The sequence below is a fragment of the Acinetobacter sp. V102_4 genome, from assembly GCF_031799005.1.
GTDB lineage: Bacteria > Pseudomonadota > Gammaproteobacteria > Pseudomonadales > Moraxellaceae > Acinetobacter > Acinetobacter calcoaceticus.
Genome location: NZ_JAVQNR010000038.1, coordinates 227,509 through 253,439 on the forward strand (window position 1 = coordinate 227,509; position 25,931 = coordinate 253,439).

General features: G+C 37.9%; 22 protein-coding genes. 13 read left to right on the plus strand and 9 right to left on the minus strand.

Annotated elements, in window-relative coordinates:
• Positions 1 to 241: 241 nt before the first annotated feature.
• The gene (locus RMB13_RS10685) at positions 242 to 1,945 is read right to left on the minus strand and encodes a M61 family peptidase (RefSeq protein WP_311085232.1); all 1,704 of its coding nucleotides are present in this window, start codon (positions 1,943 to 1,945) and stop codon (positions 242 to 244) included.
• A 171-nt stretch (positions 1,946 to 2,116) separates the two neighbouring features.
• Here RMB13_RS10685 and RMB13_RS10690 point away from each other — a divergent pair, with 171 nt between their 5' ends.
• The 9 genes from RMB13_RS10690 to RMB13_RS10730 all read left to right on the plus strand — a co-directional run bounded on the left by RMB13_RS10690 (position 2,117) and on the right by RMB13_RS10730 (position 12,810).
• Complete coding sequence (locus RMB13_RS10690) at positions 2,117 to 3,436, plus strand: D-alanyl-D-alanine carboxypeptidase PBP6B (protein ID WP_045429688.1); 1,320 nt, start codon at positions 2,117 to 2,119, stop codon at positions 3,434 to 3,436.
• A gap of 98 nt (positions 3,437 to 3,534) precedes the next feature.
• Positions 3,535 to 4,821, plus strand: coding sequence for an NAD(P)/FAD-dependent oxidoreductase (locus RMB13_RS10695; protein WP_311085233.1), 1,287 nt, complete (start codon positions 3,535 to 3,537; stop codon positions 4,819 to 4,821).
• 136 nt (positions 4,822 to 4,957) lie between these two features.
• Entirely contained in the window at positions 4,958 to 5,440 is a 483-nt protein-coding gene (locus RMB13_RS10700) for a peptidylprolyl isomerase (protein ID WP_003650377.1), read from the plus strand.
• 116 nt (positions 5,441 to 5,556) lie between these two features.
• Positions 5,557 to 6,999 (plus strand): deoxyribodipyrimidine photo-lyase, encoded by a 1,443-nt coding sequence (locus tag RMB13_RS10705; protein ID WP_005038952.1) that lies wholly within the window; start codon positions 5,557 to 5,559, stop codon positions 6,997 to 6,999.
• Positions 7,000 to 7,191: 192 nt separating this feature from the next.
• Entirely contained in the window at positions 7,192 to 7,935 is a 744-nt protein-coding gene (locus RMB13_RS10710) for a hypothetical protein (protein ID WP_311085234.1), read from the plus strand.
• Entirely contained in the window at positions 7,935 to 8,831 is an 897-nt protein-coding gene (locus tag RMB13_RS10715; protein WP_281835072.1) for a hypothetical protein, read from the plus strand. The genes RMB13_RS10710 and RMB13_RS10715 overlap by 1 nt, the downstream gene beginning before the upstream one ends.
• On the plus strand, positions 8,818 to 10,071 hold the full coding sequence (locus tag RMB13_RS10720; RefSeq protein WP_311085235.1) for a glycosyltransferase: 1,254 nt from the start codon (positions 8,818 to 8,820) through the stop codon (positions 10,069 to 10,071). Before RMB13_RS10715 ends, RMB13_RS10720 begins: the two co-directional genes overlap by 14 nt.
• A complete protein-coding gene (locus RMB13_RS10725; protein ID WP_311085236.1) occupies positions 10,068 to 11,912 on the plus strand; it encodes a hypothetical protein in 1,845 nt (614 codons plus the stop codon). Before RMB13_RS10720 ends, RMB13_RS10725 begins: the two co-directional genes overlap by 4 nt.
• Entirely contained in the window at positions 11,890 to 12,810 is a 921-nt protein-coding gene (locus RMB13_RS10730; RefSeq protein WP_311085237.1) for a hypothetical protein, read from the plus strand. Before RMB13_RS10725 ends, RMB13_RS10730 begins: the two co-directional genes overlap by 23 nt.
• Here the strand turns inward: RMB13_RS10730 and wecB are convergent.
• Together wecB and RMB13_RS10740 are read right to left on the minus strand one after the other, a co-directional pair.
• Entirely contained in the window at positions 12,795 to 13,937 is a 1,143-nt protein-coding gene (gene wecB, locus RMB13_RS10735; RefSeq protein ID WP_311085238.1) for a non-hydrolyzing UDP-N-acetylglucosamine 2-epimerase, read from the minus strand. The two genes, RMB13_RS10730 and wecB, sit on opposite strands and share 16 nt — an antisense overlap.
• Before the next feature lies 1 nt (position 13,938).
• On the minus strand, positions 13,939 to 15,156 hold the full coding sequence (locus tag RMB13_RS10740; RefSeq protein WP_311085239.1) for a hypothetical protein: 1,218 nt from the start codon (positions 15,154 to 15,156) through the stop codon (positions 13,939 to 13,941).
• Between the two features lie 265 nt (positions 15,157 to 15,421).
• Here RMB13_RS10740 and RMB13_RS10745 point away from each other — a divergent pair, with 265 nt between their 5' ends.
• Both RMB13_RS10745 and RMB13_RS10750 read left to right on the plus strand, forming a co-directional pair.
• Positions 15,422 to 16,123, plus strand: a complete 702-nt coding sequence (locus RMB13_RS10745; RefSeq protein ID WP_311085240.1) for a VIT family protein — start codon at positions 15,422 to 15,424, stop codon at positions 16,121 to 16,123.
• 117 nt (positions 16,124 to 16,240) lie between these two features.
• Positions 16,241 to 17,287: a nitronate monooxygenase gene (locus RMB13_RS10750; RefSeq protein ID WP_311085241.1), complete on the plus strand. Its 1,047-nt coding sequence runs from the start codon at positions 16,241 to 16,243 to the stop codon at positions 17,285 to 17,287.
• 37 nt (positions 17,288 to 17,324) lie between these two features.
• On the opposite strand, the gene dusB is transcribed toward RMB13_RS10750, so the two are convergent.
• Positions 17,325 to 18,350: a tRNA dihydrouridine synthase DusB gene (gene dusB, locus RMB13_RS10755; RefSeq protein ID WP_017391860.1), complete on the minus strand. Its 1,026-nt coding sequence runs from the start codon at positions 18,348 to 18,350 to the stop codon at positions 17,325 to 17,327.
• An 83-nt stretch (positions 18,351 to 18,433) separates the two neighbouring features.
• Here dusB and RMB13_RS10760 point away from each other — a divergent pair, with 83 nt between their 5' ends.
• A complete protein-coding gene (locus tag RMB13_RS10760; RefSeq protein WP_026056191.1) occupies positions 18,434 to 19,642 on the plus strand; it encodes a DUF1615 domain-containing protein in 1,209 nt (402 codons plus the stop codon).
• Positions 19,609 to 20,265, plus strand: a complete 657-nt coding sequence (locus RMB13_RS10765; RefSeq protein WP_005038925.1) for an HAD-IB family hydrolase — start codon at positions 19,609 to 19,611, stop codon at positions 20,263 to 20,265. Before RMB13_RS10760 ends, RMB13_RS10765 begins: the two co-directional genes overlap by 34 nt.
• Before the next feature lie 27 nt (positions 20,266 to 20,292).
• On the opposite strand, the gene proB is transcribed toward RMB13_RS10765, so the two are convergent.
• The 5 genes from proB to RMB13_RS10790 all read right to left on the minus strand — a co-directional run bounded on the left by proB (position 20,293) and on the right by RMB13_RS10790 (position 25,863).
• Positions 20,293 to 21,426, minus strand: a complete 1,134-nt coding sequence (gene proB, locus RMB13_RS10770; protein ID WP_005038923.1) for a glutamate 5-kinase — start codon at positions 21,424 to 21,426, stop codon at positions 20,293 to 20,295.
• A gap of 15 nt (positions 21,427 to 21,441) precedes the next feature.
• Positions 21,442 to 22,662 carry an Obg family GTPase CgtA gene (gene cgtA / locus RMB13_RS10775; RefSeq protein WP_003650347.1) on the minus strand — a complete coding sequence of 407 codons (1,221 nt, stop codon included), beginning with the start codon at positions 22,660 to 22,662 and terminating at the stop codon, positions 21,442 to 21,444.
• Positions 22,663 to 22,844: 182 nt separating this feature from the next.
• Positions 22,845 to 23,519, minus strand: a complete 675-nt coding sequence (locus RMB13_RS10780; RefSeq protein WP_003650344.1) for a hypothetical protein — start codon at positions 23,517 to 23,519, stop codon at positions 22,845 to 22,847.
• Positions 23,520 to 23,530: 11 nt separating this feature from the next.
• Positions 23,531 to 24,256 carry a hypothetical protein gene (locus RMB13_RS10785; protein ID WP_004643644.1) on the minus strand — a complete coding sequence of 242 codons (726 nt, stop codon included), beginning with the start codon at positions 24,254 to 24,256 and terminating at the stop codon, positions 23,531 to 23,533.
• A 149-nt stretch (positions 24,257 to 24,405) separates the two neighbouring features.
• Entirely contained in the window at positions 24,406 to 25,863 is a 1,458-nt protein-coding gene (locus tag RMB13_RS10790) for a glyceraldehyde-3-phosphate dehydrogenase (RefSeq protein ID WP_003650341.1), read from the minus strand.
• Positions 25,864 to 25,931 lie beyond the last annotated feature (68 nt).

Below are 25,931 nucleotides of genomic sequence, written 5' to 3' on the forward strand. Positions count from 1 at the left end.
CATAATTCAAATATATAGATAATTTTCTGATATCTAAGTCATTGTAATACGCACATTCAGATCACTTTTCAGGCATTAAACATAATTAATTTACATGAGATATCTTTCAGTGTTCTGACAATTATTATACTTTTCATTCAAAATAAACTCAAAGGTAAAACGGATTTCACCACTTGAACGTACTTAAAAGTAAAAACCGATGTGCAAAACATCGGTTTTTTATAAACTATTTAGCTTTAATCTATGCTTTTAACCATTTTTCAGTTTTAGCTTGATCTTGAACGACAAGTTCAACTTCGGTTAAATCAGATGTAGCGCAATCGACTGCAAAAGATATTAACTCATCACGACGGAAAGCAAATACAGTATAAGTACCACCCTGTTTTGCATACTTCTCGATAAGCTTAGTGGATGCTTTTAAACCATCAATTGCAATAATCACATCATTGGCAGAAATACCTGCTTTTGCTCCAGCGCTCTCACGGCGAGCACTTTGCACGAGCACGCCTTCTGGCTTATCGACAAGTTTCAAGCCTAATGGCAAAGATTTGTCAGTTTTAACTCTATAGCTTAAGCCAAATTCAGGAAGCAATTGATCAAGCGGTAATTCATCAGTCGTGTTAATCAGATGATTAATCTGTTCAATCCAGTTATCACCCGTCAGTTCTTTACATAAATCAAAAATGGTTCGCTCATTTACTTGCATACCATTTTGAGTATTTTCATATAACCGACGCATTAAAGCATCAAGACTAGAACCACGTAGACGTAAACCTAAATCTAGGCATAACGCTACCAATGAACCTTTATTATAGTAACTGGTACCCGCATTATTTGAGTTTTCATCTTGACGATAAAATTTGATCCAAGCATCAAAACTTGATTCCGCAACTGTTTGAACAAAACGGCCTGGGTTTTGTAAATAGCGATCAATTTGTGCTTTGAGTAAATCAAGATAAGACTTCTGAGAAATTACACCACTACGCAATAAAATTAGGTCATCGTAATATGAAGTAAAGCCTTCAAATATCCACAATAAAGAAGTGTAGCCTTCTTGGTGCAAATTATAATTTGCAAAGTTTTCAGGACGGATAAACTTTACTAACCATGAATGAAAATATTCATGACTACATAAGCCTAAAAAGCGTTGATAATCTTTAGAAGGTTCAGTTGGTTCATTCGATTTTGGCAAATCATCGCGTGGTGTAATCAGACTTGTACTATTGCAATGTTCTAATCCACCATAACTATTCCCTGTTGCCATCGTCATAAAGGTATAGTTTTTAAATGGCGCTGAACCAAACATATTTATTTCAGTTGCACAAATCTTTTCAATATCGGCTTTTAAGCGATCAATATTGGCATTATGTGGACCAGAAATTACAAACTCATGTTCAATGCCATGTGTTTCGAAGCCAAAGCGCGTTTGATCAGCCAATTCAAACGGGCTATCAATCAATTGATCATAATCATCGGCTTTTAAAGTAAAGCGCCCTTTGACTAGACTTTTTGAAGCTAAGCCGGTTGCTAACTGAAAATGCTTTAACTCATCTGGCAAGAAAACTTCGACTTCACAAGCAGACTGCTCCTGACCTTCCAAAGCTAAACATACACACGCTGGATTAATATATAGACGCGTCTGGTCTACATATGCACCACGTACAGACAAATCATATGCATAGACATCATATTCAATCGTCATTAATTCGTGATCTGTATTAAATAAACGCCAGCGATTCTTGCTCGTTTTTTTAATGTCCAGCATACGTCCAGCTTCATCATAAGCTTTAACGGATTCAATATGTTTTGAAAACTCTCGAATTAGATAACTACCCGGAATCCACGTTGGTAGCCAAAGTTCCTGATTCGGATTGGCTAAAAAACGAATTGTCACGTGAACAAGGTGTTGTTTGTAATCATCGAACTCAATTTGATAATGCAACATAAATTCTTCAATTTAAAAATAAGAACGGCTTCACATTAGATTATCACTTTTTTGTATCGTCTTGCGTACATGTATTTTTTGGCAACAATTTCCACTAGCCTTCAATTAAAAAAAGGCATAGCATGCTGTGCATCTGTGTCCCGTATTTGCCAGTAAAAGTTAAGGTCATCCGTGAAATTTTTTCTATCTCTTTTTACCCTCTTCAGTATTTTCTGCACTACCCTAACCAATGCTGCGTTACTCAATATTGCACCTGAAAGTGTTGAAGCCGCTGCATGGACCATTGTAGATACTCAATCGGGTCAAATTATTGCCGAGCACAATAGCCATGTGCAGCGCGCACCAGCATCTTTAACTAAAATGATGGTTGCTTATATTGCTTTAAAAGAGATTAAAGCTGGAAAGCTGAAAAAAGAAGAAATCATTACTGCAACACCGGTAGTAAGTGTCGTGCAGTGGGATGAATCACAAATGTATCTTAAAGCTGGTGAACAAATTTCAGTTGATCAGTTATTGGCAGGTTTAATTGTGATGTCTGCGAATGATGCAGCCGTGACTTTAGCTGAAAAAATTTCTGGTGATGTGCCTCACTTTGTACAACGTATGAATCAGGAAGCTCAAGCTTTGGGCATGAAAGATACTCATTTTAGTAATCCTCCGGGAATTACGATGCCTGATCATTACACTACGGCTCACGATTTAAGCTTATTAGGTCAGGCTTTAATTAAACAAACTCCTGAATATTTACATTATTCAAAAATGCCAAGCTTTAGCTACAATCAACGCTTCCATCATGCAACAAACCTTGCACTGAAATATGACCCATCTGTTGACGGTCTAAAAACTGGTTACACTAAAGCCGCTGGTTATAATTTGGCATTAACGGCGTCTCGCCCTTCATTTTCATCTGACTTAGCTCAAAGACGTTTATTGGTAATTGTTTTAGGTACACCAAGTGCGGTAAAACGAGCTGAGATTGCAGACAAGTTAATGAACCTTGCTTATGCTTACACACGCGATGAAGTCATTATTCCTGAGCAGAAATTAATTGCCGAACTGCCTGTTGTAAAATCGACTTTAAAAATGTTTAAGGTCGCAACAAAGCAACCGACGATTGTAACGACGTCGCTATATGCAGACCCAGCACCAATTGACTTAAATACTTTTGACAATGTGACTCAACGCATTCAAGTACTTGATAGCAATTTACAGCCAAAAGTGATTGCTCCACTCGAAAAGACTCAAACACATGTAAACATTGAACTCAATGAAAAACAATTAACTGCACCATTAATGAAAGTCATGAGTTTGGCAACAGTATCTATTTATCAAAACAACCAGCTGATCCGTAGTCTTCAAATTGAAGATAACGTACATATTGAAGAAGCCAATATTTTCCAAAGAATCATGATGTGGTTTTCTAGCCTCTTCTCTATTTTTTCATCGAGTGAACATAGTGCTGCAAAACTCTACCCTTTAGATTCGCACTAAAAACATCAAATTGTGCACAGATGCACAATAAATTTTATAAATGAAAGATGGCATAATTCAGCCATCTTTTTTTATAGAAAAATAATTAGGTGATAAAAATGACCCAAAATTTACATCATATTGTAATTGTTGGTGGTGGTGCTGGAGGCTTAGAGCTTGCGACACAACTCGGTGAAACTTTTGGGAAAACTCATAAAGCGAAGATTACGTTAATTGACCAAAACCTGACGCATATCTGGAAACCTTTACTTCATGAAATTGCTGCTGGATCTTTAAATCCACACGAAGAACAAACTAACTATTTTGCCCATGCAGAAAAGCATCACTATGAATTTGTACTAGGTACATTAGTTGGAGTTAATAAAGATAAAAAAATAATTGAGTTAATTCCCCCTCAAGTTTCTAAGGATCAACAAACTCATCTACAAGAGCTGAGTTATGACACGCTTATTTTAGCGCTTGGTTCTGTGTCAAATGACTTTAATACAGCGGGCGTACGTGAAAACTGTCATTTCCTCGATAGCAGAAAACAAGCCGATATTTTTCAGCAAGATTTATTACATCTGTATATTGAAGCTCAAAATCAACCAAATCAGCGGACTTTAAATATTGGGATTGTGGGTGCTGGTGCAACAGGTGTAGAACTTGCTGCCGAGTTAATTGAAACTACTAAAAACTTTTATCGATATGGTTTAAAGAAGATTCATCCCAACCAAGTTAAAATTACCCTAATTGAGGCTTCTGAGCGCATTTTACCTGCTCTAAGTGAAAAAACGGCTGAGCATAGTGCAAAACAGCTCAAAAAAATGGGCATTGAAGTTTTAACAAAACATCGCGTTGAAAAAATTGATGAGCATTCCATCCATTTTAGTAATGATGATCAATTAAAAAGTGATATTACCGTCTGGGCTGCTGGTGTAAAAGCACCTAAAGTTTTAGAAAGTTTCAATGATTTTGAACGCGATAATATTAACCGCCTGATGGTCTACGCAACATTGCAAACCTATTCCGACCCAAATGTATTTGCTTTTGGTGATTGCGCCCGTTGCCAACTTGATGCAAGACACCCTCCACTTGGCCCGCGTGCTCAGGTTGCAAGCCAACAAGCGAGCTTTTTAGTCGATGCTATGGCTGCTCGACTTAATGACCGATCACAACCCATGTTTAGCTTTAACGACAAAGGTTCGCTTGTGTCTTTAAGCCGTAATAAAGCCGTTGGAGAATTACTTGGCGATGTAAGTGTGCAAGGTTATATTGCCAAAACCATGTACGTATCTTTATATCGTTTACATCAAGCAACGATTCACGGGTACACACAGGCTGGACTACTCACAATGAAAGATTTACTTACAAGACGTGTACGTCCAAAAATTAAACTATATTGAGTTGAATTTTTTAAGTTCATCCCTATTTAGATAAAAACGCATTATATAAAAGTGTTAAAGATTCAAATTTTGTAGTCTACAAAATTTATTTTTCACTTTATGATGTACGCTTTAATTGATTGAATGGATCAAAAACATGACTGCTATTGCAAATAACCACGTGGTTTCATTCCACTACAAATTAACAAACGCTGAGGGTGAAACACTTGATCAATCTCAAGGTGAACCACTTGCATATTTGCACGGCGCAGGCAATATCATTCCTGGTTTAGAAAATGCTCTAACAGGTAAAACTGTTGGTGAAAAATTTACTGTTAATGTACCAGCAGCTGAAGGTTATGGCGAATATAACCCAGACCTAGTTCAAGAAGTTCCAGCTCAAATGTTCCAAGGTGTTGAGAACATTCAACCTGGTATGCAATTCCAAGCGCAAACAGACGACGGCGTACAGATCGTAACTGTTAAAGCGGTTGAAGGCGACAACATTGTTGTTGATGCTAACTTCCCACTTGCTGGTCAAGATTTAACTTTTGAAGTTGAAATCGTAGAAATCCGTGAAGCTTCTGAAGAAGAATTAGATCACGGTCACGTACACGGTGCAGGTGGTCATCACCACTAATCATCTGTAAAGATGATAAGAGCAAAGCTTCGGCTTTGCTTTTTTTATGTCTTTATTTTTATATAATATCTTGATAATAAACCTCTAACTCACTCAACTTTATAAGGGTATCTTTCATGTCAAACGTAAATCAGCTTATTTGGTTTCGTCAGGATTTGAGAGTTCGGGATCATGCTGCATTATGGCATGCCTGCCAACAAGGTCCTTCGATTGGGTTAATTATTTTGTCGCCTGAACAATGGAACATACATCACGATGCGCCAATAAAAATTAATTTCTATTTACGTCAGCTTCAACAACTAAAAAAAGAATTAGAACAGCTTAATATTCCACTTATCATTCAAGTCATTCCCTACTGGAAAGATATTGCAGACTATATTTCTAAACTCGCTCAACAACTCAATATCGAAAATGTTTACTCAAATATAGAAGTAGGCGTGAATGAGTTGAAAAGAGATAAAACTGTACAACAAGATTTAAATCAGCAGAGTAAAGAGCTTTTTTTATTTCATGACCGCACGATTTTCCCTTTACGTTCCATTCGCAATCAGTCACAGCAACCGTATCAAGTTTTCAGTGCATTCAAAAAAGCATGTTATTCAAAACTAGATATAAGTGGCTTGCCTCAGTGCTATCCAATTCCTGAGAAACAAAATGCCTATCCGCAGTCTTTTTCAAATATAAAAAGTTTAGATCTAGAAGATGTTAAAGCTTTGTTTGACTCATCAATTTCTAAAGAGCAACAAGACTTATGGCCTACTGGAGAAGATTTTGCTCTGGATCAGCTCGATTTATTTATTGAAGATCATTTATCTACTTATAAATTAGAACGTGACTTTCCAAATGTAAAAGGAACTAGCCAACTTTCTCCGTATTTAAATCTTGGAATTTTATCTATCCGTCAATGTTTACAAGCCCTTTTCCGAGCTGAACATGGCAACTTTCATCTGGCAAACGAAGGCCAACAAACATGGTTAGATGAATTACTTTGGCGCGAATTTTATCAACATATTTTATTTGATTTCCCACATGTTTCTAAGCACTTTCCTTTTAAGCAAAATACTCAAAATATTAAGTGGGAAAATAATCAAGAGCATTTGGTCGCATGGCAAAATGGCCAAACAGGCATACCGATTATTGATGCAGGCATGCGCCAGCTACAAAAAACAGGATGGATGCATAATCGAGTCCGCATGATTACCGCTATGTTTTTGTGTAAAAACCTACTCATCGATTGGCGAGTTGGTGAACAATGGTTTATGGAACACTTAATCGATGGTGATTTAGCTGCGAATAATGGTGGCTGGCAATGGTGTGCATCGACTGGAACTGATGCTGTACCGTATTTCCGAATTTTTAACCCTATTGCTCAATCTAAGAAATTTGACCCAAATGGAGACTATATTCGTCAATGGGTGAATGAATTAGCTCATCTAGACAATAAAATGATTCATGAACCCTACTCAACCAACACTCATCTTCAATTGAATTATCCAAAACCAATTGTTGATTTAAAAGAAACTCGTATAAAAGCAATTGAAACTTTCAAGAGTATTTAGATGCTAATTGAGTCTTTTATGTTTGCTTTTGATTAAAAGAAAATAAGAAATTTGACTATAATGTGACTTTAATCTAAAAATAATTCTAAAGGGATTTATAAAAGGAAAAACACAACAATAACTTAGGAATTCGTCACAGTTCATTATAAAAGTATAAAAATTAACATTACAAAAAAGGTGGCCAGAGCTCGCATGCAACAAAAGAACCCAGGAAGAACACTCGTCTTATGGATTATCGCAGCTCACCTCTTTATGGGAATGGTGGCATATGAGTGGTTACCTGTAAGTTTTAGAGGAAGCTGGATTTTTATTCTCATTCTTTTAATTTCTGGTGCTTTTTTAGAAGTTGGTGCGTCTTTAATTGTTGGTTTAATTGCCTTTGTAGGCGTTGCAGTATACTTTTTACTCGATTTGGGTGCACAGACGCATATTGAACGGCAGCTCCTTCTACTTTTTATTATTCCCCTTATTCCACTTTTTCTGAGTGCTGTTCGCCACAATATTGAAATTAACGTTCAAAAATACCGCGATATTCAAAGTTATGACCGTAATTACCGCCGTGATATTTTTCCCATCAGTGCATTAAAATATTTTCAACGTAGTTTCTTTAAACTTCTTGATCATCATCACCTACAAGATTATGAAGTCTTTAAAATCAAAATCCTCAACAGAAGTCTAATTAAAGAAATGTTAGGTGATGATGTATGGAAAACAACTCAAAATGAAATGTTTCAAATCTTGAGCCAGCATCAGCCACAAGAAATTATTTTCCAATTTGCCGATGATGACCTAGAAAATATATACAGTATTGTAATCCGTAAGCAGAAAACGGATGAAGACCCTGATTTTATTAAAAAGCTCAAACAAATTACGACTTTGAGGCTTGAAGTAGAATATCAAATTATTCAGATTCCACCCGAAGAGGAGATTACTTAATGTCTAATCTTCTTAATATTTGTGGAATTATTATTGCCTCTAGTCAATATCCAGATGGCACTTTACAGCAGTTCTATCGTCAATATTATCATTGTGAAATTAAATCTGAACAAACCAAAACTGAAGTTCAGAGTATTAATGACCTTTCCATGTTTTTCCCAGCGCAGGACACATGGTGGCCTGTCTTTACAATTGACCAGATCAGCTCGGATAGTTTTCAAAGGCTTATTCGTACAGGAATAAAGCCAGGCATCATATTACCAGATGAAGTATTTAGCTTTTCTCATTATTTCTTATTAAAAGAAGCAGTGAGCCAAGGTGCAATTCCCATTGCACTTTTTAAATCCGGACAGCCCCAATATTTTGCAGCCAAAGCCACATTTTCAACTGCCATTGGTTTACGGCCCATGGCGGCTTTTGTTTCAAAAGGCTGGGATGAAAACTTAATTTCACAAAATGCTGGCAGTTATATTGTTCAGTTTAATCCACCAGAACTTCCTCTGCCCTCTAGAGAAATTAGACAAAAGCAGCACTTATTTTATTCAGCTAAAAGTTTTGATGGTCATATTTCGGGTTATGAAATTATTATTAACCCGCCTGCTGATCTACCAACCACAAATATTCGATACCCTCAACTCGGAATATCATGGAAATTTAATAATATTAACTACATAAGTACGCCTGAACATGTAAAAACTAATCTCATCGGATACATTTTTATTGGTTTAAGCACAGTTGTAGTTCCACTCGATCTTATTTTAACAAGTAACTACCCTGACCTCCTTGGTACGTTTGGCAGCTATGTTTCATGGATCTCTTTGGTCGTTGGGCTGATTTTATTGTTATTGCTCATCTCATCTATTATTAGGAGGGTTAAATCAAATGGCTCCCATTGATATTCTCTTCCTATTTGGTTTTTTGGGAATCTGGATTCCGCAAGCATTTTGGGCATGGTTAAGTTATCAGGCTTGGAAATACTCAAAAACAGCGGAAAAAGAGTTACAGAACCTTCCCATACCAGACAGATGGCCCGTTTTGAGTGTCTTAATTCCTGCCTATAATGAAGGCGTAGTGATTGAAGATACTTTACATGCAATCGCTCAGCAGGACTATCCTGCGGAATCTTATGAAGTTTTGCTCATTAATGACGGTTCTAAAGATAACACCCTAGAAATTGCTGAGGACCTCGCAAAAATTTATCCGTGCATAAAAATTGTTAATGTTCCCAAAGGCATGGGTGGTAAAGGTAAATCTAGAACACTTAATAATGGCTTACTGCATGCGACGGGTGAACTCATTGTTGTCTATGATGCAGATAGTACACCTGAACCTGATTGTGTTCGCCTCTTAGCTCAAACACTACTTGCCGATAAAAAATTAGTGGCTGTAAATGGCAAAGTCAGAACCCGTAATTGGCAAGATAGTATTTTGACTCGCTTTATTGCCATTGAGTTCATCTTTTTCCAATGGATTTTTCAAGGCGGACGTTGGCAACGTTTTGAACTATCTACATTGATGGGTACGAACTATGTCATTTGGCGCGATGCATTAGAAACCTTAGGTGGTTTTGATGAGAAATCATTGGTCGATGACACTGAAATGAGCTTCCGTATTTTTATCGGCCAAAAAAGGATTAAATGGGTACCCTACGCAATTGGTTGGCAGCAAGATCCACCATCTTTGAGTGTATTTATTAAACAGCGCTCACGCTGGACTCAAGGTAATTTTTATGTGACCCGTAAATATTTACCTGTAGCGTTAAGAACACCTTTTCCTATCGGAATTGAAATTCTGAATAACATTATGTGCTACATACTTTTTGTACCCGCTTTATTCTGGAGTCATATTACCTTAACTCTGGGCTTACTCGGTATTGCAGGCATTTCAGTTCCGGGACCATTCACATTATTGTGGGGCCTTTCATTTTGCCTCTATGTTGCGCAAATGTGGTTTACCCTTTCTTTAGAAAAAGTTAAACCAGAGCTCTATTTTTACTCGGTTTTATCTTACGTAACTTACTCACAAATATTTCTATTTATTGTATTTAAAGCCGCATATGACATGCTTAAAAATAAAATACAGGGCAACTCCCTTCAATGGTACAAAACGGAACGTAGCAAGGAGAAAAAAAAATGAAATACTCTTCTAATTTCTACCAAATGGTTCAAGTACTCCTTGCCAGCACTAGTCTAATGTTAGCAATGTCTGCTCATGCATATACATGGGAACTAAATGATATTAATACTTCTACCAAATATACCGTTGAGCCCCATTTTTTCTATATTGGGAAAGGTGCTGAATGGGAAAACATTGAATTTTCAAGCAACTACTCTACTGAAAGTGAGACAACGTTACTTGTAAAATATGATGATAAGCTCATCTATAACACCACTTTAAGCGGTGATGGACAACTGAAGTTTAATATTCCTAAAAGTCAAAGTGGCTTCCATCGCTTAGATTTCATTATTCAGCAATATGCGAAACCCAACACTCTGAATCAAACTAAGGACTCTTTCTGCTCTGAAGATATTGATCACTTAACATACTTTAATAATTCCCAGCTCGACTTCACACCAATTAGAAAAGACTATCAGCTAAAATACCTACCAGATGCTTTATTTAACCCACAGGCTCGACGTCCTACACCATTTGTGGGGATCTTAAAATATAACCGCAAAGAGATTACAGAAGCTTCTATGCTTGCTAGATTAGCTAGCTCTTGGAATTCAGTAACGCCAATTGAGTGGGTGGATTCTGGACAAACCAACTTAAACCCTGAAACAAATTTTATTATTGAAGTGGTTCGCTCAGCTACGCCACTCAAAGGGGGTGCCTTAGTACAAATTGCAAAACCAGCAGATGGCGTGGCCACTCTTTCAATTACCTATCACACCCCACAAGAACTCACTGCGGCCATAAATGGACTCATTAATCCATCTTATATACAGCAACTGAATACAGGAAGTGCAATTTTCCCAACCACGATCTCTAATCCAACTTGGGCCCAATTTAAAAAAATTAATACACTTGCCGATTTAGGCATTGAGGACTTCAGATTAAATCACGCTGAAAAGAACTTATTCCTTGATTTCCCAGCTGTATGGCAACCCACTGATATTTTGCAAGGACAGATCGCTCTTCGCATTCAAAGTGGCTTATTACAAGGTTCAAATATTACGGCTTGGATTGATGGCGGACTTGCAGGCAGTATGAAAACAGCCGACCTTGCTTCCGATCCCGTCAACCGACAATTCAACATTTTTGCAAAAGCTATTTCTAATACGACCAATTTTAGTTTAAAGCTTGAAAATTCGGTGATTGCTAACTCTCAGTGTTTACCCACTGCACATGGTTCGCTCTGGATTGATACAGCTAAATCTACTGTAAAACTGCCACATAAACTCAAAAATGGCGTAGCCGCAATTTCTATGACTTTAGCAACTACTCCAACCATTGCGATTGATGATCAATCTGGTGCGTTAAATATCGCGATTGTATTAGGCCAAACTGCGAAAAAAATGCTTTTAACACAAGGACCAATACCACTTAACCTAGTCCGTTATTCGCCAAGTGCTCCACAAGCAATAAATGTTCGTGTGAATAAAGATATTTACCAACAACAGGTATTAATGCATCAAGATATTATTTATGCACCTGCTGCCCAAAATGGTTTTATTGTCAGTTATAACAACAATCGCTTTGATGTGATTACCGACTCACAAGGTGGCGCACAAGCTTTCATGCACCTTTGGGAAAAAATACAACATAAAATTCCAAATAATGTGACAAAAATGTTAGTTTCAGAAAATGGAAATATTTATGTTTTACAAAAACTTATTGTCGGAAATCAAAAAGCACCTTTAGTTCAACAATCTTCTTTCTTCTTATTAGTTGTGATTATCTCTGCAATCATGATAATAATTATCTTCTTGTGGTACTGGTTAAGACGAAATAATGAAAAAACAGATACCAATTAAAATAGCTGCTTTTATTATTTTAATTATATGTAGTGTTATAGCTTATGCGGGGTTGTTCAAACATCAAGGACAAGCCCCGCATATTGAAGGAATTTTCTGGCAGCCCGACAATAACACGACCCCACCAGAGGGAAACTGGCACTATTTGGGTGTTAACACATTTGTCCCTCAGTGGTCTGTTGTTGAATCTAAATCATGGTGGAAAGAATCAAACTTTCCTCAATGGGAAAAAGCAATTAATTTAGAAAAAATTAAACAAGAACCTTGGGCTAAAAATCTAATCTTGGGTTTAGCAGGTGAATATAATGAACCTAAAGCTCGGGCAAATGTAACTAAGTTAGGGGAAAAATCTGCCGAAATTATAAAAGAGCAAAAAACGGCGCCTAAAGGCTATTATTTTCCGGTGGAAGCAGATCCAACGTGGTTGAGAGTCAGTGCTTTAGGTCAGGTTTTAACGAAACTTCCAGTACCAGTTTGGGTAAGTATTTATAGTGGTGAAAGCGAACCCGAACATTATGATTTATGGGTTAAAAGCTGGTTACCAGAACATAACGGTGTTTTCTTCCAAGACGGGGTTGGCGTAGGTGTAAGGTCTCCTCAGCAAGCCAAACATATTTTAGATCAGCTTGAACAAAAGCTTGGAAAAGATAAAGTAATTATAGTGCTAGAAGCTTTTAGAGTTAAAAAGAATGGACAATTTAGAGCTGCATATCCTTGGGAAATTATTTCTCAACTGAAAGCATATGAAGGAAAAACTGTCTATATTTTTGATGGTCCTCACTACATGAATCGTTGGTGCGTCAATATTGTGAGCTTGTGGTATCGCCTCACTTATGGTGGTAAGAATACCTCCGTAAGTGAGAATAAACCTTTAACTCACAACTATGCTAATTCATAAGATTTAGCAATTTGATCAAGAATACGCCGAGCAGCGTGCCCGTCACCAAATGGATTTTCTACATGTGCCATTTTTTCATAATGCTGTTGGTCGGTGAGTAGTTTTTCAGCTTCTTCAATAATTTTTTGTTGGTTTGTACCGACCAAAACACCTGCCCCCACTTCAACAACTTCAGGTCGTTCTGTGGTGTCTCGCAAGATTAAAACAGGCTTATTAAATGATGGGCTCTCTTCTTGTAAACCGCCCGAATCGGTCAAAATAAAAGTAGATCGATCTATGACTGCCAATAAACTTGGATAGTCTAATGGTTTAACAAGATGGATTTGGGCATGATTTTTAAACTTATTATGGACGACATCATGTACGGCTGGGTTTAAATGTACGGGCCAAATAAAATGTAAGTCAGGATGCCCCTTCGCTAAATGCTCAACTGCATTACAAATATTTTGAATTCCTTCTCCAAAGTTTTCACGGCGATGAGCCGTAATAAGCACAACTTTGTCATCTTGCTTTAATTGAATACCATAAGGTTCAAGCTGATTTTTCAAACCCGATTTTTCAGAAATTAATTTACGTCCCAAATACACCGCATCTACAACCGTATTGCCTGTAACAGTAATCAGTTCTGGCGATATTTGTTCATTGAGTAGATTTCTCTTTGATTGTTCAGTAGGAGCAAAATGCCATTTTGTAATGCGGGAAACTAACTGGCGATTTCCTTCTTCTGGAAAAGGATGATCTAGATCATAGGAACGTAACCCCGCTTCGACATGCGCAACAGGTACTTTCATAGAGAATGCGACTAAACCTGCCGCTAAAACAGTCGTTGTATCGCCCTGAATAACAATTGCATCTCTTTTCTGACCATCTGTATATACCTGTTCAATTTGACTCAAACCATGTATTAATAACTGATTTAGACTTTGGCCTGCATTCATAATTTTGAGACGGTGGTCAATTTCAACCCCAAAGAAATCTATCGCATCCCTTACCAATTCATCATGCTGTCCGGTAAAAATAACCTCAACTTGAAAGCGCGGATCTTGTTTTGCCAATAAAATAACAGGGGCAAGTTTGATTAATTCGGGACGTGTGCCAAATACAATAGATATAAAAATTTTCTTCATTTTAGAAATCCTTATAAAAAACGAGTTCGACGCGAGTATTGTTGTAATGATCTTTTGTATTTACTGGCACATCTTTAAAGTAATTGCCATATAGTCGTTCAACACGTAATTTTATAGGTTGATAATTAAAAGGCTGCCATGAAATACCTGGGCCATATTCGAATAAATTATTGTAATATTCATCCTTACTATCAGCTAAACCATGCAATTTTACATAAGCCTGCACAGTTCCATTCTCACCTTTATATACATTTAAGCCTGTGCGTAGGCGTAAATCCCCAATAACATTATAATCTTCCCTAGAATAGGTCGCAGCATTGCCATATAAGTCGGTGAAGTAATCATTAAAGCAAAGTGAATTATTACAATTATTTTGAGAATTCCACTCTTTATAACCCGTAACGCCACCAACTACACTTTCACGAAATTTATCTCTATTGCGGTCAATCAGATCGTAACTTCCGCCAACTTCTAGATATGCACGTACAGGGATTGAAGTCCAAGGTTGATAATTAGCACCTATCCCTAGCGTCACTGCATTTTCATCAATAATTTCAGGACGCACCCCGCCTTGAGATTGAGTGTCACGGTTTAAGTTTAAAAAGCCATACACTTGTGCTCGGCCATTATCAAAGTTCTTACCATAACGGGCTTTAAGTGGGAAAATTACATCGTCATAACGTGACTCATATGAAGGTGCAAAATAAACATCACGGAAATAAGTTTTAACCCCCCCTCCACTCAGATTTTTTACGGCTTGTGTGGCTTTATTGGCAATATCAGCATCTTTAGATTGTGTAAGTTCCTTGAAAACTACCAAAGCTTCTTTATTATTTTTTTGAGAATTGAGTAGATAGGCTTCTTGTAGTTTTAAAGTATCATCTGCTGGATCTAATGCCTCTGCTTTTCTTAGACTTTGCAAAGCGGCGTCTTGTTTACCTAATCTAATCTGCAAATAGGTTAAGCTTTTCCACACCTTAATATCTTGTGGAGTCATCTCTCCAAGTTCGAGTAATAATTTCTCAGCATTCTCTGGTTGAGTCTTCTCAATTTTATAAAATTGGTCCCATTTATCATAAATCGGATTACCGGGTTTATATTCTTGATTAACAATCTCTTGGGCAAATGTAGTCTCAATAGTTAAAAAGCCTAAAGCAGGATAAATCGAACCGATAACGATAAAGGAACGTGTTAGAGATTTTATTGTTTTGCTATTCATTGAGACCTCTAGAGTAAAGTGGATAGAATCTATTCGTAGAAATAAAATTAAAATTTAATCAATAAATATTATAATTAAACTCGTAAATTACCCTATTTAGGTGTGATAGCTGGTTCCATAAGTCATTCATTTTATCTCCTTTTATATTATCCTTAAAAAGTTCTTATCTGATTGTTTTTCCTATAATGGCACATTTTTTAATCGTATTATTGTAAATAATCTTATAGGATAAGATAAAAATTTATAACTAGAATTAGGAAAAGTTATGTCATTCTCCCAACATCCCGAACATCATTTTATTCACCGTTCAGGTTGGTTAAGAGCAGCCGTTTTAGGGGCTAATGATGGGATTATTTCTGTTACTAGCTTAATTATGGGAATGGCTGCAAGTGGGGCGTCTGCTCATACTCTTTTTATTGCCTGCATTGCAGGTTTAATTTCCGGTGCAACCTCCATGGCAGCCGGAGAATATATTTCTGTAAAATCTCAAGAAGATATTGAAAAAGCTGACTTAAAATTTGAGGCACAAGAACTTAAAAAACACCCGCAAAGGGAACTAGATGAACTCACCCAAATTTATATATCAAGAGGTTTGGCACCTGATTTAGCAAGGCAAGTTGCCATACAACTCACCAGTCATGATGCTTTAGGTGCTCACGCACGTGATGAAATAGGTATCCATGAAAATACAGCAGCAAATCCGATTCAAGCAGCTCTTGCATCAGCCAGTTCATTTTCATTTGGTGCCTTATTCCCCATGTTAGCTATTTTAATTAGTCCAGACATATGGGTCGAAAAAATGGTTTTAATATTTGGCATTATTTCATTAGCTTTTTTAGGAGCTCTCTCAAGCCATTTTGCTGGAACGTCTAAACTCAAAGGCAGTTTACGTATTACGTTATGGGGTATTCTGGCGATGGCATTTTCAAGCTGGATCGGCTCTTTGTTTCATGTTACTCCTCTTTAAAAAAGAGTAACTTATTAAACATCAAGGAATAAATATTTAAAAACTAAATGCCCAATATTATTTGCTCTTGGTTCTGATTTCACGTTATGGTGAAGGGAAAGAAATGAGGTGAATAAAATGACCCTGTTACAACAACTTGAAATTAAACATCCAATTTTTCTTGCACCCATGGCAGGTGTGTCTACCCCTCAACTTGCAGCCGAAGTTTCTAACCAAGGTGGGCTTGGATCATTAGGATTAGGTGCAAATACGGCTCAAAGTGCACGCGAACAGATTTTAAAAACTCAAGAACTCACAGAAAACTCATTTCAAGTTAATTTTTTCTGCCATCAATCCGAACAACTTAATCCTCAAACTTCAGCACAATGGATTGAATATTTACGTCCACAGTTTGAAAAGTTTGGCGAGCAACCTCCTCAAAATTTAAAATGCATTTATCCAAGTTTTCTTGATAACGATGACTTTTTAAATGTAGTACTAGAAACGAAACCTAAAGCGGTCAGTTTTCATTTTGGCATTCCTCATCCCCATCAAATTCAGGCGTTAAAAGATGCCGGAATTATCACTATGGTTTCTGCTACCAATTTAGTTGAAGCACAAGCCATTGAAGCAGCTGGTATTGATATTATTATTGCTCAAGGTATTGAAGCAGGTGGACATCGAGGAATCTTTAATAAAACCTTTGATGCAGCAATAAAAACTAGCGATTTAGTGCAGCTTATTGTAAAACACTGCAAGTTGCCTGTCGTGGCCGCCGGTGGGATTATGAATGGAGCACAAGCGCGGCATATGTTGAGCTTAGGTGCTGCGGCTGTTCAACTGGGGACCGCTTTTGTTCAATGTCGATCATCCAATGCATCTGTTGAATATCGTAAAGCTTTATTTAATGAACCAGTAACACAAATTAGTGCGAGTCTTTCTGGTCGTCCAGCCCGTGGTCTATTGAACCACTGGCATACACAAATTGATTTACCCAATCGCCCTCCTCAACCAGAATATCCATATACCTATGATTTAGCCAAGCAATTAAATGCGATTGCAAGTAAATATCAAGACTATGGATATGGTGCTTTTTGGGCAGGTAGTAATGTATCGCAAATAAGAGAACTAGATGCTGCTGACCTGATTAACCAGTTAGTGGTAGAAATATTAGAAGATGAGTAAGACCTTAAAAAGCCAGTGAAGATACTGGCTTTTTTATTTAATGAGTTTGCAATAAATTAATTTGCTCGACTTGGACATCGCTCATCAAATTACCTTCAGCCAATAACTGATTAAAATAGTTTTCAACTACTATTGCTTGCTCAGCTGTACTTTCAACTTTATACATATTTTGGCGGAATTCGTTACTTGAACGTAATCCTTTTGTGTACCAAGCAATGTGTTTACGGGCAATACGGCAGCCAGAATATTCACCATAAAATTGATAAAGTTCTGATAAATGTCCCAATAACACCTGCTTCACTTCTTCAATATTAGGTGCGGCTAAGTGCTCTCCAGTTTTTAAATAATGAGCAATTTCACGAAAAATCCATGGTCGGCCTTGAGCAGCGCGACCAATCATAATCGCGTCAGCCCCTGTATAGTCGAGCACATATTTAGCTTTTTCAGGGCTATCGATATCACCGTTTGCAATAAGTGGGATATTGATTAATTCTTTGACATGTTTTATCAAATCATAGCGTGCTGTATTTAAATACATGTCTTCACGTGTACGACCATGTAAGGCTAGTGCAGCAATTCCCGCCTCTTCTGCTCTTTTTGCTACTCTTAAAATATTTTCTTGACCATTTAAAAAGCCCAATCGGGTTTTTAAGGTAACAGGAACATCAACAGCAGCAACCACCGTATCAAGAATTCGTGCCACCAAATCTTCATCTTGTAATAAAGCTGAACCGGCAAGTTTATTACATACTTTTTTGGCAGGACATCCCATATTAATATCAACAATTTGGGCGCCATTTGCCACTTGATGACGTGCGGCCTCAGCTAACTGCTCAGGATCAGAACCAGCAATTTGTGCAGAAATCGGAGCAAGTTCCCCATCAAAATTTGCACGGTAGAGGCTTTTCTTGCTCATCTGCAAAGTCTTATCGGCAGTCATCATTTCACTGACTGCATGGCCTGCGCCAAAATACTTACAGAGCGTTCTAAATGGACGGTCAGTGACTCCAGCCATAGGAGCAACGATTAAATTATTTGACAGTTGATAGGGACCAATATACATATATATTCATACAATTGATGATCAACATAGTATACTTCATCCGCTTGATCGGCTCATCTTTTTATGCAGGTGCTTTCCTCGCCATGAACAAACCGTTGTCTTCCCGTTTTTTATTAAAATCATTCGGTATGGTCGCCGTGTGCATGAGTTTAGCTGCTTGTGGTGATAAAGCTTGGTGGTCAAACAATGATGAGCCTGAACTAGAAAGCAAACAGATTAAACGTCTAATTCCATCACGTGTGAATGATCGTGAGTCTTGGGCAAAAGATATTGACGACATTATGAAAGAACTGGATATTCCAAAAAATAAGAAAAATGTCTGCAGTATTATTGCGGTTGTCGATCAAGAGTCGAACTTCGTTGCAAATCCTCAAGTGCCTGGGTTAGGCCAAAAAGCAGTTGAAGAAGTTAGTACGCGTTTAAATGAAAAATTTGAAGATAAGCTTGGCAAAACCGTTGGTGGAACAATTGCTGGTTATTTTGAAGAAGTGCTAAAAACTCAGCCTTCTCCTGATAATAACTATATGAGTCAAATGCGTAAGGTTAAAACCGAAAAAGAACTCGACTTACTTTACCGAGAAATTTTCGACTTCATGGCTAAGCATTATCATGTGAGCGCATTAACGGGTGCAGCTAAATTGGTTGGTCAAGATATTGGCGAGAAAATGAACCCTATTACGACCCTAGGTTCTATGCAAGTCCATATTAACTACGCAAAAGCCAATAAACGTTCAAGCATGAATACTGCTGCACTTCGTGATGACTTATATACTGAATATGGCGGTTTATATTACGGCATACATCGTTTAATGGTTTATCCAGCTAATTATGATAAAGCCATTTATCGATTTGCAGACTATAACTCAGGCATGTATTCTAGCCGTAATGCTGCTTTTCAAAGCATGTTAAAGGACCTAACAGATACAGAAATAAGTCTTGATGGTGATCTACTTCTTTACACAAAAGATGGCGATCCGCGCCCGACTCAGAGCCAGTCAGAAAAAGAACTGATTACCGTATTTGCAAAAAATAATGTATTAGTTACGCCAAGACAAATTCGTGATGATCTTAAATTAGAAAAAGAGAAAAAGTTTGAAAGTACACAAACCTATATTGCCCTGACTAAACTTTATAAAACGAAGACAGGTAAAGAACCTATCTATGCAATTATGCCGCAAGTCGTTATTTCTGGGCCAAAATTAAGTCGTGACTATAATACCAACTGGTATGCAACCCGCGTAAACGGACGATATGAATCATGTATGCAACGAGCGAAACGAATAAGACTATAAAAAGTCTCGCCCTGTTCGATTTTGATGGAACCTTGTGTAGCAAAGACAGTTTTACAGGGTTCATCTTTTATGCTTTGTCTAAGCGTCACATCGTTAAACAAGGCTTGAAAATTCTGCCATGGATTCAAGCCTACTATCTTAATTTTTATCCAGCCCATGCGATGCGTGCCAAGTTATTTCGCAGCATGTTCAAAGATACCTCCGCAATTGAACTGCAAAGATTAGGTGAAGAATACGCACAAGAGCTAGTCTCTGCACTCTCACCTGAACTTTTCGCACAGTTACAGCACCACCAGTTACGTGGTGATCGGGTCGTACTGGTTTCGGCTTCAATTGATGTCTACCTTGCCCCACTGTGCAAGTTACTAGATATCGAATTAATTTGTACTGAAACTCAAATTAAAAACGGCATAGTGACGGGTTACTACTCCACCCCAGATTGTAGTAGTGAACAAAAGAAATTAAGAGTACATCAGCAATATACGCTACAGCATTATCATCAAATTTATGCTTACGGTAATAGCTCGGAAGACCTAGATATGTTGAGTCTCGCGACACACCCATATATGGTGGGTGAAGATCGTGTTTTACCTCGTTTAACACCAGAAAAAAAGCTCGCATAAAGCGAGCTTTTTTAATTTTACAACAATCTAGTAAATCGCCATATGATCACGATGAATCATTTCAAGTGAACGAGCTTCACCAAGCACTTGATAAACCTTATCAGAGGCTAAACCTTTAATAATCTCAGCAGATCGCGAGCTAAAATTCACTCGCCCCACTGCAATACGTTTACCTTGTTTATCGACACATTCAACCACATCACCACGATCAAAATGTCCTTCAACAGTTTTAACCCCAACAGGGAGTAAACTGCGATGTTTCAATTTAATCGCTTCAATAGCACCATCATCAATTACAAGACGGCCTGCTGTCTGTAAATGAGCAGCGAGCCACTGTTGATGAGCAGTCATACGATCTTTATCTGTCGTAAACAACGTACCTAACATTTCACCCGCCATCGCACGTGACAAGACATTATCACTTTCACCACTTGCGATGAGCGTTGGACAACCCGACTTAGCAGCTAAACGTGCGGCACGAACTTTAGTCACCATACCCCCTCTGCCAAGCACACCGCCACCGCCAGCCATTTCGAATAAAACATCGTCCATGGCACGAACAGTAGAGAGTAGCTTAGCATCAGGGTTATGACGTGGATCTGAGTCAAACATACCCTGCTGATCCGTTAAAATGATCAGCAATTCTGCATGAACCTGACCTGCAACCATCGCAGCTAGAGTATCGTTATCACCAAAACGGATCTCATCGGTAGATACCGTATCATTTTCATTAATGACCGGAATCACACGCCAATCAATCAAGTTTTGCAAAGCATCACATGAGTTTAAATAACGACGGCGGTCCGCCAGGTCATCGTGTGTCAGTAAAACCTGAGCAGTACGAATACCATGTTCTTCAAGCACACTAGACCAAGTATGAATTAAACCCATCTGCCCAATCGCAGCACAGGCTTGTAGACTGGGTAGATCGGTGGGTCGACTCGCAAGCTTCATACGAACCATACCTTCAGCCACAGCTCCAGAAGACACTAAAATAATTTCGTGTCCGGCATTGTGTAGATCTGCAATCTGTTTCGCCCAATGCGAAATAGCATCCAAATCTAAACCTTGCCCATTGGCTGTGAGTAAAGATGATCCGATTTTAACAACGATTCGTTTACACTCACTGAGCTGACGTTGCCCATCGACCACTTCTATCATGTTTTCCTCGGTTTTCTAGTCACGAACGTAGACGCTTTCTACATCATTGTCGTCTTCATCATCGTCAAAATCATCATCATCGCCTAACATGCCTTCAAGACGTTGTGCTCGACGCATAGCGCGATATGCTTCTTTTGCCGCAATGGTTTGTTCACGTGTTTCAACTTCTAGTTGTTCACGGAAAGCTTTTACTTCTGCTGCATATTCAGGATCTTCAACTTCGCGTTCACGTTGTTGTTCAAGCTGATCCATTAGGTAATACACCACCTCTTTCGTTCCTTCACTTAATAAGCCCGATGTCTTAAAGACAGGCCCAGTCCACTCTAGTTCATCTAGAATATGCTGACACCACTCTTCACGACTTTCTTCAGCAATCTGATCAAGTTTATTCAGTACTAAAACAACTGGTAGTTTAGCCAAAGTAGGTGAAAACTTAACTAACTCGTTCATAATTGCTTTTGCATTATGCGCCGGATCTGAACCATCAATTGGCTGCACATCAATAATGTGTAAAAGGATACGCGTACGTGCCAGATGTTTAAGGAAACGAATTCCCAAACCTGCACCTTCTGCTGCACCTTCAATCAACCCAGGAATATCGGCCATTACAAATGAACGATGACGGTCAGCATCTACTACACCTAGGTTTGGAACCATGGTTGTAAATGGATAGTCTGCCACTTTTGGTTTTGCAGCACTTACAGCACGAATAAAGGTTGATTTACCAGCATTTGGCATGCCCAATAAACCAACATCTGCCAATACTTTTAATTCAAGGCGAATTTCACGAAATTCACCTTTTATACCTGTCGTACATTTACGCGGAGCACGGTTAGTTGATGATTTAAAGTGGGTATTCCCCAAACCACCGTCACCACCACCTGCAACCAGAATTCTTTGGCCATCTTCAACCAAATCGCCAATAATATCGCCTGAATCTGTATCAACAATTGTTGTACCAACGGGTACTTTTAAAACCACATCTTCACCACCACGTCCGGTACAGTTAGCGCCTGCACCATTCTTTCCGCGCTCAGCACGGAACTTACGTGTGTAACGGTAATCGACTAGCGTACTCGTATCATCATCAGCTTGAATATAGATACTTCCACCACGTCCGCCATCACCACCATCTGGGCCACCAAATGGTACAAATTTTTCACGGCGAAAACTGGCTACGCCATTGCCACCGTCGCCAGCCTCTACGGTAATGACTGCTTCATCAACAAAGCGCATCTGCCAATCCTCTAAAAACTCTAAAACCGCTTATTCTGCCATATTTTCATAAAATTCTCGAATATAAAATGGGACAATTCCTATTTATAACGATCTGTTTTTATATTTAAGTCATCAGAAGCATTTTAGATCCACAAATACAGCCTAAATTGAAAATAAAATGCAGGATGACTATTTAATTTTTAAGGATGAACATTCCGTAGAGGTAAGGTCATTTGCATATCAAGATTTGCTTTTGTTTTTGGAACCGAATTATACATAATGGCATTAAATGAAGAGACATTCCCCATTTCCATAGGATCATTCACTTGTAGACTTGGTTTAAACTGATGTTTAACCGATAAATTTACTGGCTCATCAAATTCAAAATAAACAGGACCATCAAAAACAATTTTAATCGGAATGGTATAACTACGCTTTAACTGAAAAGGCACATCTAACTTTATGGGAATATCAAGTTTAAGTGGAAATTTAGGTAACAACTTATTTTGATAAATTAAATCTGTAGTTGTTTCCAGAGGCATGACCTGATCAATTTTTAGAGTCGTTGTGTAATCAACATTTACTGTAACAGGCGTCTCTATAGCAAAACTGATATCTGCTAAATATTTCCCTTTCAGCGGTAAAGTCAGTTGGCGGTCTATATCCAATGTTGTATCAAGTTTACCAATAGATTGGACTTGCAAAGTGTTGCCAACTTGAATCTTTGTTTCTAAAGAGTCAGGTAAACTAATATCTGCGTTATGAGCCGAAACCACTACATTTGCCTGAATATTGAGATATACCCAAAACATAACAGCGGCAAGTATCATCATTAAAATGAAACTGATGAGCATACTCTTGAGTGAACGAAACATTACCATCCACCCTATTGATCAGCTGTCGTCTGCGACGTTTCTGAACCTAATACCCGATTTAATCGCATACTGGACAGAGGGATTTTTAACTCACCATTTGCAATCTTCACAGGTAAAGTATTTTTCACATCAACCGAAGCATTTAGCGCTGTTTTAACAGGGACACTCAAATTACCCTCAATTGGAATATTTGTATCTAATCTTGCTTTCAGAGGAATATGTAAATTTTCTTTTAATACTGTCCGCACTGGCGCATCAAATTTCAAATGAACCTTTTGCTCTAGCGGAACATTAATATCAATTGGAACATCAAGTTTTAATGGAATTGATCCCTTTAACGGTAAGGTAATATCACGCCCCAAAACTCTGACTTGAACCTTCGTATCAATTGGTAAATTTTGCTCAACTTTTAATACTTCTTTGACAGGAATTGTTGTGCTAATGGGCACCATATTATCGAAATAAACACGTGGAGTTAACGTTTGTGTTAATGGAATATTTAATTGCTCATCAATTGGAATACTGGCATTTACCCGTCCTTTTACATCCACATTTAAAGCATCTTGTACTTTAACTTTAACCTGTAGGGGTTCTTGCAAGTCAATAGCAACTGCCTGATTCTTCAATGGAATATAAATATTAAAATGCTTAAACACCCATATTGCAATGAGTACACCACATAAATTGGCAATAATGATGAATATAAAAACGACCAACAAACGTTTAAACTGCGACAATTCTAATCCCTTACTATTTTCTTTTTTTCCTTAATTTATATTCTCATTTATTTACAAAAAATAGTCAGCATATATTTTGTACGGTTGTAAAAAAACCCAGTCTAAACTGGGTCTTTTTGTGAAAATCTTTTATAGATCGTTAAATGATCTTAAGCATTCAATTCTGCTGGGATTTTTTTGTAGCTTACGCCGCACATTTGTTCAGCGATACGTAATACCTGACAGCTATAACCTACTTCGTTATCGTACCAAACATAAGCAGTTAAACGGTTACCAGAAGTAATAGTTGCTTGCGCATCATATACACCAGCAGTACGAGAACCGATAAAGTCACTCGATACAACTTCAGTCGAGTTGGTATAACCAATTTGACCTTGAAGGCTAGAGTTAATTGAAATTTGACGAATGTATTCGTTCACTTCTTCACGATCAATTTCTTTATCAAGCGTTAAGTTCAAGATAGCAAGAGATACGTTTGGTGTAGGAACACGTACAGAGTTACCAGTTAACTTACCTTTTAATGCAGGTAATGCTTTAGCAACTGCTTTAGCTGCACCAGTTTCTGTAATTACCATGTTTAAAGTAGCAGCACGACCACGACGATCTGCTTTATGGTAGTTATCAATCAAGTTCTGGTCATTTGTAAATGAGTGAACAGTTTCAACATGACCATTAAGAACTTTATATTTGTCATCCAATACTTTAAGAATTGGAGTAATTGCATTTGTTGTACAACTTGCAGCAGAGATGATTTTGTCTTCATCTAAGATATCTGTGTTGTTTACGCCAAATACAACGTTTTTCATTTCGCCTTTACTTGGTGCAGTCAATACAACACGTGCAACGCCTGGGCATTTCAAGTGTTGGCTTAGACCTTCAGCATCACGCCATTTACCAGTATTGTCGATTAAAAGTGCATTTGAAATACCGTATTCAGTATAGTCAACTTCACTTGGGCTAGACGCATAAATCACTTTAATGAAGTTACCATTCGCAATGATTGCTTCGTTTTCTTCATCAACAGCGATTGTGCCAGCGAAAGTACCATGAATAGAGTCACGACGAAGTAAAGAAGCACGTTTTGCTAAATCGCCATCAGAAGATTTACGCACAACAATTGCTTTAAGGCTTAAACCACGACCTAGACCTGATTGGCTAATGATTAAACGAGCCAAGATACGGCCAATACGACCAAAACCATAAAGAACGACATCTTTAGGTTGTTCAGAAGTTGCGCTACCTTTAATTGACTCAACTGCTTGAGCAACAAAAGCATCAACATCACCGCCTTTTTCTTTATATTCAACAGCAAGTTTACCGATATCAACTTCTGCAGAACCAATATTTTCAAGCTTAGCTAAAGCTTCTAAAATTGGGAATGTATTTACAACAGAAAGCTCAACGTCTACAACACGTGTACGACGGTGAGTTTTCAAAATTTGGATAACAGAACGGTTAATTAAAGAGCGACCGTAAACAGATACGACAATATTTTTTTCACGGTATAATTGTCCGATTAATGCAATCATACGTTCCGCGATTTCTTCACGGTTTTTCCAACGGCCTTGGTGTTCAGCATGCAGGGCGATGATAGTGTCTTTGCTCACAGATACGTCCTCTAATTAATTATATCTAGGCGTGATTTTTTAACCCCCGTAATTGTAATGGAATTATT

Coding starts and splice junctions, on each gene's coding strand:
- RMB13_RS10685 (WP_311085232.1), bottom strand. CDS start 1,945: ATGTTGCATTATCAAATTGAGTTCGATGATTACAAACAACACCTTGTT.
- RMB13_RS10695 (WP_311085233.1), top strand. CDS start 3,535: ATGACCCAAAATTTACATCATATTGTAATTGTTGGTGGTGGTGCTGGA.
- RMB13_RS10700 (WP_003650377.1), top strand. CDS start 4,958: ATGACTGCTATTGCAAATAACCACGTGGTTTCATTCCACTACAAATTA.
- RMB13_RS10705 (WP_005038952.1), top strand. CDS start 5,557: ATGTCAAACGTAAATCAGCTTATTTGGTTTCGTCAGGATTTGAGAGTT.
- RMB13_RS10710 (WP_311085234.1), top strand. CDS start 7,192: ATGCAACAAAAGAACCCAGGAAGAACACTCGTCTTATGGATTATCGCA.
- RMB13_RS10715 (WP_281835072.1), top strand. CDS start 7,935: ATGTCTAATCTTCTTAATATTTGTGGAATTATTATTGCCTCTAGTCAA.
- RMB13_RS10720 (WP_311085235.1), top strand. CDS start 8,818: ATGGCTCCCATTGATATTCTCTTCCTATTTGGTTTTTTGGGAATCTGG.
- RMB13_RS10725 (WP_311085236.1), top strand. CDS start 10,068: ATGAAATACTCTTCTAATTTCTACCAAATGGTTCAAGTACTCCTTGCC.
- RMB13_RS10730 (WP_311085237.1), top strand. CDS start 11,890: ATGAAAAAACAGATACCAATTAAAATAGCTGCTTTTATTATTTTAATT.
- wecB (WP_311085238.1), bottom strand. CDS start 13,937: ATGAAGAAAATTTTTATATCTATTGTATTTGGCACACGTCCCGAATTA.
- RMB13_RS10740 (WP_311085239.1), bottom strand. CDS start 15,156: ATGAATAGCAAAACAATAAAATCTCTAACACGTTCCTTTATCGTTATC.
- RMB13_RS10745 (WP_311085240.1), top strand. CDS start 15,422: ATGTCATTCTCCCAACATCCCGAACATCATTTTATTCACCGTTCAGGT.
- RMB13_RS10750 (WP_311085241.1), top strand. CDS start 16,241: ATGACCCTGTTACAACAACTTGAAATTAAACATCCAATTTTTCTTGCA.
- dusB (WP_017391860.1), bottom strand. CDS start 18,350: ATGTATATTGGTCCCTATCAACTGTCAAATAATTTAATCGTTGCTCCT.
- RMB13_RS10760 (WP_026056191.1), top strand. CDS start 18,434: ATGAACAAACCGTTGTCTTCCCGTTTTTTATTAAAATCATTCGGTATG.
- RMB13_RS10765 (WP_005038925.1), top strand. CDS start 19,609: ATGTATGCAACGAGCGAAACGAATAAGACTATAAAAAGTCTCGCCCTG.
- proB (WP_005038923.1), bottom strand. CDS start 21,426: ATGATAGAAGTGGTCGATGGGCAACGTCAGCTCAGTGAGTGTAAACGA.
- cgtA (WP_003650347.1), bottom strand. CDS start 22,662: ATGCGCTTTGTTGATGAAGCAGTCATTACCGTAGAGGCTGGCGACGGT.
- RMB13_RS10780 (WP_003650344.1), bottom strand. CDS start 23,519: ATGTTTCGTTCACTCAAGAGTATGCTCATCAGTTTCATTTTAATGATG.